The following is a 15,060-nucleotide window of genomic DNA, read 5'->3' as shown; positions in this document are numbered from 1 at the left end:
AAAACTTGTGCAAGGAGCATTGAAAATGCATGAAATTCCTAACTTTCCCCCTGGCCAGAAAGAGCCTGAGCAATCGACACTGGCTCAGCTGGAACTCGGTCAACCGGTCGACATGAAAGCCGGTGTACAGGCCGAACAAGGCCAGCAAGCCTCCAGCGAAGACTGAGGGTGATTTTTCAGACGTATCGGAAACCAGCCTCGCTGTGTTTTCATACGTCTGATTGCCGATGACCACAGGCTGCACATGAAAGACTTCACCGAAGCACAAGCCAATACCCTGATCGGCACTGCCGAACTGATGATCAAAATCTGGGCACAGTTGAGCCCGGAAAAGAAGCAGGCCCTGCTCGACCGTTTCGGTAATCAGGAAAACGCCCTCGCCGCGCTGGTAACGACCCAACTGGTCGCACCTGAACAGCCTCAATAAGCCTCTGCCCCTTCCTGACCGCATACTCTCGCGGTAAATTTTTTTTACCAGGCCTCCAGTCCGGCACCCGTTCGCCGCTATCATTGAGCACTTGGTTAGCTTGCTAAGGTTCGACTCGACCTGCAGCCTCGTTTGATTTCCCCGCCGTTACAGTGGACCGCTTACCCATGCCTGATACACCACGCAGTGATTCGCAACGCCCCATGGCAGTCACTTTGCAAGTCGTCTCCATCGTCATGTTCACCTTCATCGGTTACCTGAACGTCGGTATTCCGCTGGCGGTCCTGCCGGGGTATGTCCACACCGACCTGGGGTTCGGCGCGGTGACAGCCGGGCTGGTGATCAGCGTGCAATACCTGGCAACGCTGCTCAGCCGCCCGTATGCCGGGCGCATCATTGATAACCTCGGCCCCAAGAAAGCGGTGCTATTCGGCCTGGCCGGTTGCGGACTGAGCGGTGTGTTCATGCTGCTGTCGAGTTGGTTGCAGGCGTGGCCCATGGTCAGCCTGATCAGCTTGTTCTTCGGCCGACTGGTGTTGGGCAGTGCCGAGAGCCTCGTGGGTTCCGGGTCGATAGGCTGGGGCATTGGCCGCGTTGGCTCGCAGAACACCGCCAAAGTAATTTCCTGGAATGGCATCGCCAGCTACGGCGCACTGGCCATCGGCGCTCCGCTTGGGGTGATGCTGGTCAGCACACTGGGACTATGGAGCATGGGCGTAAGCATCATCCTGCTCGCCCTGCTCGGGTTGAAACTGGGCTGGAACAAAGAAGCCGTACCGATCGTGCATGGCGAGCGCATGCCTTTCATTCACGTGCTCGGCAAGGTTTTCCCGCACGGCATGGGCCTCGCGCTGGGGTCTATAGGGTTCGGCACCATCGCTACGTTCATCACGCTTTATTACAACAGCCATAACTGGCCGAACGCCGTGCTGTGTCTAAGCCTGTTCGGCGCGTCGTTCATCGGGGCGCGGCTGTTGTTCGGCAACATGATCAACCGGATTGGCGGCTTCAAAGTGGCGATTGGCTGCCTGAGCGTTGAAAGTCTAGGCTTGCTGTTGCTGTGGATGGCGCCATCCCCAGAGCTGGCACTGGCTGGCGCGGCGTTGACCGGCTTTGGTTTCTCGTTGGTGTTCCCCGCTCTGGGTGTCGAGGCAGTGAATCTGGTGCCAGCTTCCAGCCGGGGCGCGGCAGTCGGCGCTTATTCGCTATTCATTGACTTGTCGCTGGGGATCACCGGTCCAGTAGCGGGTGCCGTGGCCGCAGGCTTTGGCTTCGCCTCGATCTTCCTGTTTGCAGCCCTCGCCTCTCTCAGCGGCCTGGCGTTGAGCGTCTGGCTGTACAAGCAGGCCAAAGCGGCGCGCCAACAGAGCGCCTGATCAGAAATCCACTTTGCCGCGACCCGCCTTGATCGAGCCACGCTTGGTCTTCGACTCCAGGCGGCGGGTCTTGGACCCCAGCGTCGGCTTGGTCGGCCGGCGCTTCTTCTCGACCTTGGCCGCGTTGACGATCAGCTCGGTCAAACGCTCCAGCGCATCGGCGCGGTTCTGTTCCTGAGTGCGGTATTGCTGGGCCTTTAGCACGAGCACACCTTCACTGGTAATCCGGCTATCACGCAACGCCAGCAACCGCTCTTTGTAGAAAGGCGGCAGCGATGAAGCGTTGATGTCGAAACGCAGGTGCACCGCACTGGAAACCTTATTGACGTTCTGCCCACCCGCGCCCTGTGCGCGGATGGCAGTCAATTCGATTTCCGCATCGGGGAGGTGAACGTTGTTGGAGATTACCAGCATGGTGTTTTCACATTACCTTGGAGCGATGCATACCTTGTCGCCGACAATTTTCGTGGCCGTGTCACCGTCGTGGGACCGGCTTTAGCCGGGAAGAGGCCGGGACAGCCACAGCATATCTTTCTGCCGAAATACCGTCTTCCCGGCTAAAGCCGGTCCCACGACGTCAAACCAAGCACCGTGTCTACTAAGAACGCATCCCGCGCCCGCTCACCAGCAACCGCGCACAAGCGACATACAGCACAATCGTCGCAATCACCATGAACGCCATGGCAATGCTGATGCGGATGTCGGACACACCCAGGATGCCGTAACGGAAGGCGTTGACCATGTGCAGAACCGGGTTGGCCAGCGACACGGTTTGCCAGAACGGCGGCAGCAGGCTGATGGAATAAAACACGCCGCCCAGGTACGTCAGCGGGGTCAGCACGAAGGTCGGGATAATCGAGATATCGTCGAAGTTGCGCGCGAACACGGCATTGATAAAGCCCAGTAGCGAGAAGATGGTCGCGGTCAGCAATACCACCACAATGGTGACGCCCAGATGGTGAACCTGCAGATCAGTGAAGAACATCGACAGGATCGTCACGATGATGCCCACCGCCAGCCCGCGCAGCACACCACCCAGCACGTAGCCGATCAATATGGTGTGAGGGGACACCGGGGAAACCATCAACTCTTCCACCGAACGCTGGAATTTGGCACCAAAGAAGCTCGAGACCACATTGCCATATGAGTTAGTGATCACCGACATCATGATCAGACCCGGCACGATGTATTGCATATAGGTGAAGCCACCCATGTCGCCAATCTGCCGACCAATCAGGTTACCGAAGATCACGAAGTACAAAACCATGGTGATCGCTGGCGGCAGCAAGGTTTGCGGCCAGATGCGCATGAAACGACGTATTTCGCGATAGACAATAGTGTTCAGGGCAACCAGATTGGGGCGCAGCTCGGAAGTCGTTTCGTTGCTCATACCGCCACCTTCGCCAGATTTTTTTCCACCAGTGACACGAACAACTCCTCAAGGCGATTGGTTTTGTTGCGCAGGCTCAGCACTTCAATATTCTGCGCCGCCAGTTGGCTGAACAGTGCGGTGATGCCCACGTTCTTGTCGACCTGGACTTCCAGGGTATGGCTATCGATCAGCGTGTTCGGATAACCCGTCAGCTGCGGCGCTACCCTGTGCTCGTGTTTGAGGTCCAGCAGGAAGGTTTCCACGGTCATCTTGTTGAGCAACTGCTTCATGCCCGTGTTTTCCACAATGACCCCGTGGTCGATGATGCCGATGTTGCGGCACAGCTGCTCGGCCTCTTCCAGATAGTGCGTGGTCAGAATGATGGTGGTGCCCTGCTCATTCAACTCGGTGAGGAACGACCACATGGAACGACGCAACTCGATATCAACACCCGCAGTCGGCTCATCAAGGATCAGCAGCCGCGGCTGATGAATCAGCGCCCGGGCGATCATCAGACGTCGCTTCATGCCGCCGGACAGCGAGCGCGAAGGCACGTCACGCTTGTCCCATAACCCCAGTTGGGTGAGGTACTGCTCGGCGCGCTCTTTGGCGATCTTCATCGGGATCCCGTAGTAACCGGCCTGGGTCACGACGATGTCGAAGGCTTTTTCGAACTGGTTGAAGTTGAATTCCTGTGGCACCACGCCGATGCAGCGCTTGAGCGCCGCGGGCTCGCGGTCCAGGTCATGGCCAAAGATATTCACCGTGCCGCTGGTCTTGTTGACCAGCGTCGAGATGATGCCGATGGTGGTGGACTTGCCCGCGCCGTTAGGGCCGAGCAAAGCGAAAAAGTCACCTTCAGCGACGTCCAGATCGATACCACTCAGGGCCTGGAAACCGTTGCCGTAGGTTTTGGTTAGCTGCCGGATGGATAGAGCAGAACTCATGTCGGAAAAATTACCAGTGAAGAAATAGGGGATATAGATGAGGGCTGACACACCTGATTACAACTCTGGCCAGCACCGCAATGGTGCTCGGCCAAGTCGTTCAAGTACAGCGCGATCTATTGATAGTAGCTATCGATGCGGCTCATCTGACTCAGCGAATCAAGTGAGCGCGGTCATGACTGCTGTCTGATAAGCCGGCCGGGCTTTAAGCCGCTCATACCAGCTTTCGAGGTGCGGCATGGCTGGTCGTTCAATCGGCATTTCGAACCAGGCGTAAATAAAGCTGCCCAGCGGGATGTCGCCCATGCCGAATTCGGCACCGGACAGGTAAGGCTGCTTCTGAAGAGCCTCGTCGACAACGATCAGCAGACTCTGCAAGGTTTTGATCGCGCCGTTGATCTGCACCCAGTCCTGCTGCTCGGCCGGAGTTCGTAACACGCCCCAGAACACATCGCGAAAAGGACCGGCAAAGGTCGAAGTGGTCCAATCCATCCATTTGTCCGCGGTTGCACGTTGCTGTAGATCGGCGGGATAGAGTGCCGAGTCAGGTGCATGACGGGCCGCCAGGTAGCGCACGATGGCGTTGGATTCCCACAGCACAAAGTCGCCATCTTCGATCATCGGAATACGACCGTTGGGGTTCTTTGCCCGATATTCAGCACCGTCCACCACCCCAAACGCCCCGCCAGCGTCGAGCGCCTCGTATGGCAGGCCCAGTTCCTCAGCAATCCACAGTGCTTTGCGCACATTGGAAGAGTTTTTCCGCCCCCAGATTTTAAGCATTGGTTTCTCCTTGAAGATGGGCGACAGGATAGGCCATTTACAGCGAAACGCGGGCTTCATGTGGGACATTCCATGTTGGCACGTAAGCTAAATGTTCGGGCGCGCTCCTGTGGGGTGAGCTTGCTCGCGATGAAGACCAGGCCAGGCTCAGATCCCACAGGACACACTGATGACGTGGGACCGGCTTCAGCCGGGAAAGCTGCCTGGCAGATTCCACACATTCAGCGGCTGTCCCGGCCTCTTCCCGGCTAAAGCCGGTCCCACGACAAATGGTGGTCAGATCAAGCCGTGAAACTCCCTCCCCCCGCCAGGGTCACTATCCATGCACCCGCTCGGGCGACCTTCTTGACGAAACACGCCCCGGCTCTTGATAGTGGCTGCTCGCTGCTGTCATCACGGAGGATTACTTATGCTGTTGTTGTGGATTGTGGTTCTGGTCGTCGGTATCGCCTGGCTGGCGCACCGCCGCGTTGCACCAATGCCTGCGCTGGGCGTGGTCGCTGTTTATTTGCTGGCGATGGGCGCGATCAGCCATGCGCCGACCTGGTTGATGGTGATCTTCTGGATCCTGCTGCTGGCCGTGGCAGTGCCGCTGGCGCTGCCGGACCTGCGACGCAAACATTTCACTGCGCCGATGTTCACCTGGTTCAAGAAAGTGTTGCCGCCCATGTCGGAAACCGAGCGCGACGCTATCGACGCAGGCACCGTCTGGTGGGATGGCGAACTGTTCAGTGGCCGTCCTGATTGGGACTTGCTGCTCAGCTATCCCAAAGTCCAACTGACTGAGGAAGAACAAGCCTTCATCGACGGCCCGACAGAAGAGCTGTGCGCGATGGTCACCGACTGGGAAATCGGCCAGGCCATGGACCTGCCGCCTCGTGCCTGGGAACACATCAAACAACATGGCTTCTTTGCCCTGATCATCCCCAAAGAGTTCGGCGGCAAAGGCTTCTCGGCCTACGCCCACTCACAAGTAGCGATGAAACTGGCGACCCGCAGTGGCGACCTGGCCTCGACGGTCATGGTCCCCAACTCCCTCGGTCCTGCAGAACTGTTGCTGCATTACGGTACCGACGCACAACGTAACCACTACCTGCCACGTCTGGCGCGGGGCGATGACATTCCGTGTTTCGCCCTGACCGGTCCGCTGGCGGGTTCCGACGCAGGCGCCATGCCGGACACCGGCGTTATCTGCAAAGGCCAATGGCAGGGCGAAGAAGTGATCGGCCTGCGCCTGAACTGGGAAAAGCGCTACATCACCCTCGGCCCCGTCGCCACCCTCCTTGGCCTGGCGTTCAAGGCATACGACCCGGAACACTTGTTGGGTGAAGAGGTTGACTTGGGCATCAGCCTGGCATTGATCCCGACTGAAACACCGGGCGTTGAAATCGGCCGTCGCCACTTGCCTCTAGGCGCGGCATTCATGAACGGCCCCAACTCTGGCAAAGACGTATTTATCCCGCTGGAATACCTGATCGGTGGTCAGGAAATGCTCGGCAAAGGCTGGATGATGCTGATGAACTGCCTGTCGGTGGGACGCTCCATCTCCTTGCCAGCCGTCGGCACCGGCGCTGCCAAATTCACCAGTCTGGTCACCGGCCAATATGCGCAGGTACGTGAGCAGTTCAACGTTCCCCTGTCCGCCTTCGAAGGTATTCAGGAGTCGCTGGCACGGATCGGCGGTAACGCATGGCTGATGGACAGCGCCCGCATGCTCACCGCCAACGCAGTGGACCTTGGCGAGAAACCTTCAGTGCTCTCGGCAATCCTCAAGTACCACCTGACTGAGCGGGGCCGCGAGTGCATCACCCACGCCATGGACGTACATGGCGGCAAGGGCATCATCATGGGCCCGAACAACTATCTGGGCCGCAACTGGCAAGGTGCGCCGATCTTCATCACCGTCGAAGGCGCGAACATCCTGTCGCGCAACCTGATGATCTTCGGCCAGGGCGCGATTCGCTGCCATCCATTCGTGCTCAAGGAAATGGCCTTGGCCGGTCGCGCCGATCATGATCAAGCGCTGCTCGAATTCGACAGCCTGCTGCTCAAGCACATCGGCTTTGCCGTCAGCAACGCCGCCAGCACGTTCATCCTCAATCTGGGCTTCGGGCACTTCGAGAAAGCGCCGGGCGACAGCCTGAGCCAGGGTTACTACCGGGCGCTGAATCGCCAGGCCGCAGCTTTCGCCATGCTTGCCGACCTGAGCATGATGTTGCTCGGCGGCGAACTGAAACGTCGCGAGCGTCTGTCAGCGCGACTGGGCGATGTGTTGAGCCACTTGTATCTGGCATCGGCAGCCCTCAAGCGCTACCACGACCTGAACTACCCTGAACATCTGCAACCGGTGTTCCGCTGGGCGATGGAAGAAGCACTGGGTGAATCGGAACGCGCGCTGGATGAGCTGCTGAGTAACTTCCCGAACCGTGTGCTGGGCGCTCTGTTGCGCGTTGTTGTGTTTCCGTTCGGACGTCGTCACAAAGGCCCGTCCGATGCGCTGGATGCACAGGTTGCCGCTGTACTGGGCCGCGCCAAAGGCGATCCGACCCTGGAAGAATTGCTGGCAGGCTGCTACCGCCCGCAATCGCCAGACGACGCAGTCGGTGCGCTGCAACATGCCAGCGACCTGTTGAACGCCGCGAAACCACTGCACAAAAAGCTGCATGTGGCTTTCAAGGGCGGTCAGTTCAAACCGGCGGCAGGCGAGCACGTGATCGACGCAGCGCTCAACGCCAACGTCTTGCAGCTGGACGAAGCAGCCACGCTGAGAACGGCAGAAGCGGCCCGACGGAAAGTGATCGATGTGGATGACTTTGCCAAGGAAGAGCTGACCCTGAGCGAAGGCAAGATTCGCTGAGATCAGATGTATTGAGGGAACTGGTCGGTCCAACCCCACAGCAGGCGCGCAGAGCTTTATACTCTCGCGCCTGTTTTTTTGTCTTTGAGGATTGCCCCATGGCCGACGCCAATCTCGACCACCAACTGAACCTGCTGGCACACCTGCGCAGCATCCTGGTCGCACTGGGCGAGGCCGAGCAGGTTCCCGAAGAAAGCCATGCATTGTTCATGGAGCGCTTCGACGAACTACTGACCCTGCTGCCGCAAGACCCTATCGAAAGCCAGTATCTGGGCCAGGACATTCTGTGTCAGGTGATCCAGCGCTACCCGCAAATCGCCCATCTGGTCCCTCGCGATCTGCTGTGGTTCTTCGCCGGTGACTGCCTGCACTTCATGCCTGACGAAGAAATCGAGCTGTATCAGTCGCTGGAAGAGCGTCGCTACGAAGCCGAGCAGAACGACGAGCCGTTTGACTGGAACATGGAAAAGCAACTGCTGGCCATGCCTTCTCAGGGCAGCAAACACTGATCGTGATTCACAATCGCCAGACACCGATCCCCCTGACGCCACGCACTCAACCGTGCTGACGTCTGAATCGATCTGACTGGTACTGGGCGTATTGCTGACTGCCGCTGCGCTGCGCTGGCACGGGCGCGCTTCGTCGTCGCTGGCGGTCGAGCAAGCGGAAGTAAAGTGCCTCGTGATCCGGTTTTGGGTTGTTGGAATTGCGCAGCCTTTCCAGCGTGCTGTGGCCTGGACTCGCCGGCCCCTTGATCAACTCGATAGCGTCCATCGGCGGAATTGCGTCGAGGATTTTATTGAACGCGGCGGTGACCTGCGGATCTCCAGCAAAGATGACCCGAGAGGCTGCAAGTGCATCTTCCTGCTCCGGTGCAAGCACCTTGCGCAAGGAAGCCGGACTCAGTTTCAGCGCTGCAATACCTTCGAAGTAGCCTGCCAGCATTGTCTTGCCGGCGGCTATGGATGTCGCCGTCCAGCCAGTAATGGGGGGCGCGCAAATGTCCGGGATAATATTAGATTGATCCTGCTTGCGGTTGCCAAGCAGTTTGACCACTTCATGCGAACGCAGGCCACTGTTTGCCAACGCGCTGAGGTAGGCATTGATGCAGGCGGGGTCTTCAAACCTCGCTGCGCGCTGCAGGCAAGTATCACCCTCGGAATCCTTGCCTTGCAGCAGCTGGTATTTTTCCTGCGTATCGAGCAGATCGCATTGACTGACGCGCTCGATGAAGGCCGAGATCATGTCGGGATGACTGAAAGAAACCGCATCCGCGATCGCGGGCTGGCCGTTAGCAGTGGTGGCGCCAAGCAGCCTCGCCAGCCTTCCTTTATGAAGCTGCAGGCTTTCCAGTCGATCAAACAGAAGATGGAAGTCGCCCGCCTTCTGATTCTCCATGGCCACGGCCAGATTATTATCGTTAGGGTCGCCACGGATAACATCGAACAAATCGGCGTCGTTCAGGCGAGCATTCTCTAGCAACGAAAGGTAATCAGCGACAAAGCCAGGGTTCTGGGCCGGCAAATGCAGGCAATATCCCAAAGGTTTGCGATTTTTCTCAATGCTGGGTGCCAGCAATTTTTTGGCGGCTGAACTGGGCACTTTCAACTTCGTCATGCCGGTTACAAAAACCTGCAAACGCAGGCGCTGACTTTCATGGTTCAAACCGTCCGGATCGACACCTTTCGCAAACCCTCTGAGCCGACTTACAGGCGCGCTTAGATAAGGAATGGCCTTGCTACCGACCAGCCCCTTGCGTTTCATGTAGTCGCACAGCCCCAGAAACCCCTGGAGAGATCCGACTCCCCAGACAGTTCTGAGCAGAGACCTGTCGACATCCATGGGCAATCTGGACCCTCTGCGGAAATACTTCATGTCGTCTGCGGGATGCCTCACATCCTTGCTGACGGCTTGTATAAACGGATAACGGCCTTCATCGAAGTAGGCACTGTTGTCGGGAAAGGCTTTATCAAAGGTGATATCCGAGACGCTTTGATCCGGATAACGCTCCAGCCGACGGTGTACGTTGGAATCGTTGGGGTCGTAAAAAGCCAGGGTAATGCGGTCCCCTTTGTTTTGGATGTGGATGGGCAAGTCATGGTTAAAAGTGCGGAGCATGATTCGCGCTTCAGGAAGCCGTTTGTCGACCACCTGACGAAACATGTCGTCCAGCCAGCGTCCAAATTTGTCGGGAATAAGGAGTGGGTTGTTACGCCCGACGATGAGCTCCAACGCGTCTGTTCCCGCGTCAGCGCGGGAATGGGGGTTGCTGGGGTGATCGTAGAACGCCTGTAAGTGGGCTTTGGATTTGGCCGCCCGGTCCAGGAAATCCTTCCCACCGCGCACGTCGGCAGGCTCGTCACCAAACAGGTAATTGAAAGCGAGATGACGGCACATCGCCAATGGCTGAGTGACTTCCATATTCAGATCGACAATGGGGCCACGTTTACTGGAGAGATAGACTTCATCCTTGCCGGGTTTGATCGGGTCCGGCCTGTTGCGGGGCTGAGGCCTTGATCCGCTGGCCTTCGGACGACGAGACTTTGAAGAAGAGGCCTCCGGCTGGCGTGTATGACTACTGCTCTCAGGGCGAGGCCTCACAGCAGGTCGAAGGGGCAGTCCAAGAAAATGATTTGGGGGCATGGGGACGAAATCCTCTGAATAGCATTCCCCTCTGTGGCGATTCCGGCCTGCCCGGTTCCTTGTCGCTATGGGCCTCTGCCTCAGCGTCGTCTGCGGGAACTGGATAAGCGTGCGGGCCACTCAGGGAAATACCGTTCTCCCGAGTACACCCTCATGATCAATATTTCTCATCCATCCCTGACATCGGTCGCCTTGAAAGTCGGTAAACCGGACAAGCCCTCAATGTCGGCCAATCTTCACGTAGCCGATAACATTTCCATGGGCGCGAAGATGCACTTTCCCGGGCCTTGGCTGGATAAGAAACGAGCATCACTCAGTCCTTTGCAGCAAAAAATGTTCGACGTGGCATTGAAGGTGTTGAGCGGCGAAGAACGCCCAAAGTCCGTCCGGACTACTGAAACCGGTCGCGAGATCGAGCTGGACCGGCCAGCCCATGGTGCAACCACGCTCAGCATCGGGCTGGAAAAACCTATGTCTGAGGTGCTCGACTTTCTGGGCATGAGTGACGGCAAAGGTAGAGCCCTGCTGACGTTGGGCACGAAGATGGCGAATACCGTATCCCCTCCGCCTACCCCTCCACAGCCTGAAAGCCCTGCAAAGTCCACGCACAAGGACTTTCTGTCGAGCGGAAACCTGGGCGCTACGATTTTGGGAAACCTGCTAAATAAAACCTCGAGTCACGGTCGGCAAAACACCGGGGTGAATAACGCCACGGATCAGCCACAACAGAATTCTGGCACAGCGCAGCCGCTGCCAACTCGTGCGCCCCGTGAAGATGCCAACTCCAATGTCAGGTCCGACTTCGAAAACCAGGGTCCGCGAGCTGAAGCGCCACAGCCCCCTGCAAAGAAGGAGACTGGGGTGATCCGCCAAAAGCCGTCGACAGAACAGCCTAAAAACGGCCCCACTCAAACAGGCCAGCCAGATCGATAGCGATATCAATCTTTTTTACTCATCCATCCCCCTGGACTTAAACCAGGATCACCGCCAGGTCTCGCGTCAAAGGAACCGTATTCAGGCCTGAAACCACTCAATGATTCCAGAGCCAACCCAGGTCCCTGCCCGTGATATTCAACACTTCTGCCATTCTCTCCCGCCCGAGCCTGGCCACGACTAGCGTGAGTACCGCAACTACTGGAAACGTTAGCCCGGACCAGTTTCTAGCAGGTAAACATCGGGATATGGTCGCGCAATTCAAAAACCCCAGTTCGTTGCGCAAAGCCCATGGCACTGCTGGAAAAGATCGCTGCGCAAAATCACAGGCAACAGCTATTTGCCTACCGGATTGATAAGCAACGTAGCCCTCTGGAGATGATCAACAGCCGCGACGGCGACTGCACATCATTTGCCAGATTGTTTTCGCTGCTAGGCGAAGCGGCAGGAATAACAGGGCTGGAATTGTTCAGCATGGAAGGCGAGATGCATGTGCAGCTTTCTTCGCAAAGCCCGGAGATCGTCGGGGCGAAGCCTGGCGCAGAGCTGATGATTGCTCGCCATACCATCCTGCAACGCGGCGAAGGCGAACAACGCGAGTACTTCGATCCGGTTTTCGGGCGACAAGTCAACCCGGCCTGGTATGGCATAGACCAGAACCGCTACCTGATGCATACCTGACCGAAAGCGCCCAAGTCCGGCTAAATCGCCTGCAGCGCCGTGGCGGCCTGGTTTCACCTGAGATTGCATCGTCTGGACCGGTACGCCGTGGGCACGCTGCTTAAAAATCACGCTCATTGGAACCGTTTCAACTGCTTCGCCACACAGTTGTATCAATAGTTGTCACACAGAAGGCAATGAACATGAATATGCGCGTCTCCCCTGATATGCCCAGCCAGATCCCTCTCAACGGTCAGGAGGGGATGCACTCAAACGACGCTCCGGGCCAGGGAGTCAAAGGCGCGGTAGTGCCGATGAAAGCCTTCGTGGCCGGTAATGGCGGTGGCGGCATCTCCTTCGGCCAAGGCAACACTACACAAGTGCCCCGCCAGCCAAACGGTCAGTTCGCAGCCGGCAAGACTCAGGACGCGCCCTCGCCCTCGGCGCTCATCTCGTTATTCAAGGAAGTACTGGAACGCCTCAGCACAACCGGCGGCGATCAAACCCAGGAAACAGAATTCGGTAAGCCAGCTCAACCGCAAGGCACAGGTGCGCAGCGCACCGGCAGATCAGACGGCGTCGACAGAACCTTCGGCGTGACAGCCCCCAAGGCCACTCATGCCCCCACAGGCGCAGCTCCCACGGCCAGAACGGGTCAGGATGCCGAGTTTCTGGATAACTCCAAATACTCCACACCAAAAGATCTGGAGAAATTCGGGCCGATGGTGGCCAACTTGCCGCCCGCGCAGCAAGAGCAGGCTGCGAAAGAACTCAACCGCCCCATCGCGGCAGCGAAGATGGCCGCTGCGGGCGGTCCGGACGCAGAAAAAGCCAAAGCATTCATCGATGCCAATCCGGTGCTCAAGACCGCAGCGGACGTCGGCAAGCGCGGCGGTCAGGCTGACGGGAAAACCACCGATGGTGATTACAAGTCGCTGGCAAAAAATCTCGAGAAAGCACGGGACGCAGGGGCGAAATCCGTCAATGAGTACGTGAAAGCCAATCCCAAGGCTGATCCGCAGTCGCTGCAGATGGTGACCAATGCGGCGCTGCTGCGGGCCAACGAACCCATTACCAAATGCGCCGATCCGAAAAAAGCCGCAGGGGGTGAAGAGAAAGTTGGCAAGTACACCACGGTCGACGACCTCAGGGCGTTGTCCTCTGGCAACCCTGGCTTGTCTAGCTTGCTGACAACCTCAGCGAAAACGTTTGCCCAGCCAGGTTTCTCTGACTTGCTCGACCAGGGCGGCCTGGAAGGCAAGGCACTGGCGAAGAAAAGCGCCGACGGCGATATCAGCACCCGGAACATAGAAGACTGGATCAAGAAGCAGGCCCCCACAAACGGCGGCGAATTCGCGGCCATGATGAGCAGCGCCGCGACGCTCAACGCGACAGCCAGCGTCGATATCAGCGCGCTGAACGAAGACGTTTTTGCCAATCCTGACAAGTACAGCGGCGACCAGAAAGCAGCAGTCATGGTCAAGCTGCAGAAAACCCTGGAGAGCGTGGAAGCCGGACAAAGTCTACGCAAGACCGAGAAGACCGAAACGGCTCTGAAGGAAAAGATCGCACAGTTGCAAGGCGATAAAGACGTACAAGCCTTCCTCGACAAATCGATTCCCGAACAGCAGAAGAAGTTGATCGGCAACGACCCTGCCCTGAAACAAGCGGTCAATGAGCGTTACCAGAACCTGACCTCGGGTAACTCACTGGAAACCGATATGCGGGGCGATTTTGATGCGGTGACCAAAGACAAAGACGGCAAGCCTGTCAAGGATCCATCCTCTCCTGATTACAGTGCATCGGTCGGCAACCTGAGCGCCGAATTGCAAATGCAGAAAGATTTGCGCGGCCCTGACGCGGGTGTTCCCACAGCCAGCGATGTAGTAGCCAACCGCCCGGATTTGAGCGCCGAACTGCAACTCTCTTACCAACAGAATTTTGCCCAGGGCGGCAAAATGAACGAGCAAATGAAGTCGAAGGACGCCAAGCCGGAAAAAGTACTGGCCGACGTCGATGGACAAAAAGCAGCCTACGACGCTGTGCTGCCGCCAGAAATTACCGCTGCCAGCCAGGACGCCTACACCGAGGCCACGCTAGCCGCCTTGAAGACCACCAAGGCTGGCGTCGACATGATTACCGACTTCAAGGACGCCACCGCGGGGCTGGGCAATAAAGATCCACAAAGCATCACCGCAAAGGACTTGAAAGCCGAAGCTGAAAAGCGTGCGACAACTGCACTTGACGGCAAGGGCATGGCAGGTGGCGCCATGGGTGCGGCAGGTGGTGTGTACGCTATGACGTCCGTTTCCGGATTGCTGGCTCAGGGTAAGGACGCCGAAGCAGGTAAAGCGATCTACGACAGTATCCGTGGCGCTGGCACCGCTGCGCGGGTTGGCTATGACCTGGCAACCAAATCCAGCACTGCCGGCGGCGAGATCGCCGGTAAAATCGCGGGCCGTGCCGTCGGCGCGATTGCCGGCCGTGTTGCAGGCATGGCGGCTGCCAGCGCTGTCGCGAGCGCCGTGCCTGTCGTTGGCTGGATCGCCGATGCGGCCATGGCGATAGGGTTCGGCATCAAAGCCATTATCGATGCCGTGCACAAAAAACAGGATCAGAAGGCTTTCGATCATAATGTTGATCCAACGCTGGACCAGTTCGGTATTCCCAAGGCGCATTGATCGTCTGAGGCGGTGACGGCGTAGGCATCTGTACATATCCGTTACCGCGTTTATGGCTGCTATTGGTTGCGCTTTTACAGCGCGTCACTTTTGAACAGCGCAAAAGTAACCAAAACGCTCTTGCCCCACCACTTGGTCCCTCGCCTAGGCTCGGGATGCCCGCCCGCAGATCTGAAACCGTGGGCCGCCGCAATGGGCCATCCATGGCCCGGTGCGGCTAACCCGGCGTCCTGCCGGGTTACCCACGGTTTCAGATCTACGTTCGGCCAGCGTGGTTTAACGGGGCGCCCCAAGATCAAAATCAAAAGCACGGCGGCCTGAAAGCCGACCTGGCTGTGTGAACTTACCGATCTTCTGTAGCGCCCGCGTCGTTCAGACGCC

General features: G+C 57.9%; 13 protein-coding genes. 8 read left to right on the top strand and 5 right to left on the bottom strand.

Going from position 1 to position 15,060, the window contains the following annotated elements:
- The first annotated feature begins 25 nt into the window (after positions 1–25).
- The 3 genes from H8S59_RS15970 (at position 26) to H8S59_RS15960 (ending at position 1,803) form a co-directional block, all read left to right on the top strand.
- Positions 26–166, top strand: coding sequence for a hypothetical protein (locus H8S59_RS15970; RefSeq protein WP_164706047.1), 141 nt, complete (start codon positions 26–28; stop codon positions 164–166).
- A gap of 78 nt (positions 167–244) precedes the next feature.
- A complete protein-coding gene (locus H8S59_RS15965; protein WP_187522056.1) occupies positions 245–427 on the top strand; it encodes a hypothetical protein in 183 nt (60 codons plus the stop codon).
- Positions 428–594: 167 nt separating this feature from the next.
- A complete protein-coding gene (locus tag H8S59_RS15960; protein ID WP_095094626.1) occupies positions 595–1,803 on the top strand; it encodes an MFS transporter in 1,209 nt (402 codons plus the stop codon).
- Here the strand turns inward: H8S59_RS15960 and arfB are convergent, their stop codons facing one another.
- The 4 genes from arfB to H8S59_RS15940 form a co-directional block, all read right to left on the bottom strand.
- Positions 1,804–2,217: an alternative ribosome rescue aminoacyl-tRNA hydrolase ArfB gene (arfB, locus tag H8S59_RS15955; protein WP_027898123.1), complete on the bottom strand. Its 414-nt coding sequence runs from the start codon at positions 2,215–2,217 to the stop codon at positions 1,804–1,806.
- A 184-nt stretch (positions 2,218–2,401) separates the two neighbouring features.
- Positions 2,402–3,193: an ABC transporter permease gene (locus tag H8S59_RS15950; protein WP_095094628.1), complete on the bottom strand. Its 792-nt coding sequence runs from the start codon at positions 3,191–3,193 to the stop codon at positions 2,402–2,404.
- A complete protein-coding gene (locus H8S59_RS15945; RefSeq protein ID WP_095094630.1) occupies positions 3,190–4,122 on the bottom strand; it encodes an ABC transporter ATP-binding protein in 933 nt (310 codons plus the stop codon). Before H8S59_RS15945 ends, H8S59_RS15950 begins: the two co-directional genes overlap by 4 nt.
- Positions 4,123–4,281: 159 nt before the next feature.
- A complete protein-coding gene (locus H8S59_RS15940) occupies positions 4,282–4,905 on the bottom strand; it encodes a glutathione S-transferase family protein (RefSeq protein WP_095094632.1) in 624 nt (207 codons plus the stop codon).
- Positions 4,906–5,314: 409 nt separating this feature from the next.
- Between H8S59_RS15940 and H8S59_RS15935 the strand changes: the two genes are divergently transcribed.
- Together H8S59_RS15935 and H8S59_RS15930 are read left to right on the top strand one after the other, a co-directional pair.
- Positions 5,315–7,762, top strand: a complete 2,448-nt coding sequence (locus H8S59_RS15935; protein WP_187522055.1) for an acyl-CoA dehydrogenase — start codon at positions 5,315–5,317, stop codon at positions 7,760–7,762.
- 98 nt (positions 7,763–7,860) lie between these two features.
- Complete coding sequence (locus H8S59_RS15930) at positions 7,861–8,271, top strand: PA2817 family protein (RefSeq protein WP_095094636.1); 411 nt, start codon at positions 7,861–7,863, stop codon at positions 8,269–8,271.
- Positions 8,272–8,317: 46 nt separating this feature from the next.
- On the opposite strand, the gene H8S59_RS15925 is transcribed toward H8S59_RS15930, so the two are convergent.
- Positions 8,318–10,405: a ShET2/EspL2 family type III secretion system effector toxin gene (locus tag H8S59_RS15925; RefSeq protein WP_187522054.1), complete on the bottom strand. Its 2,088-nt coding sequence runs from the start codon at positions 10,403–10,405 to the stop codon at positions 8,318–8,320.
- Between the two features lie 153 nt (positions 10,406–10,558).
- On the opposite strand from H8S59_RS15925, the gene H8S59_RS15920 reads away from it, so the two are divergent.
- From H8S59_RS15920 to H8S59_RS15910, 3 genes are all read left to right on the top strand, one after another.
- Positions 10,559–11,338, top strand: a complete 780-nt coding sequence (locus H8S59_RS15920; RefSeq protein WP_187522053.1) for a hypothetical protein — start codon at positions 10,559–10,561, stop codon at positions 11,336–11,338.
- 291 nt (positions 11,339–11,629) lie between these two features.
- Positions 11,630–12,019: a transglutaminase-like domain-containing protein gene (locus tag H8S59_RS15915; protein WP_187522052.1), complete on the top strand. Its 390-nt coding sequence runs from the start codon at positions 11,630–11,632 to the stop codon at positions 12,017–12,019.
- 182 nt (positions 12,020–12,201) lie between these two features.
- Positions 12,202–14,679, top strand: a complete 2,478-nt coding sequence (locus tag H8S59_RS15910) for a type III effector HrpK domain-containing protein (protein WP_187522051.1) — start codon at positions 12,202–12,204, stop codon at positions 14,677–14,679.
- Positions 14,680–15,060 lie beyond the last annotated feature (381 nt).

The sequence above is a fragment of the Pseudomonas folii genome (assembly GCF_014357575.1).
GTDB classification, from domain to species: domain Bacteria; phylum Pseudomonadota; class Gammaproteobacteria; order Pseudomonadales; family Pseudomonadaceae; genus Aquipseudomonas; species Aquipseudomonas folii.
Note: the sequence above shows the minus strand (reverse complement) of the source record. Positions and strands in the feature narration are given on the sequence as shown.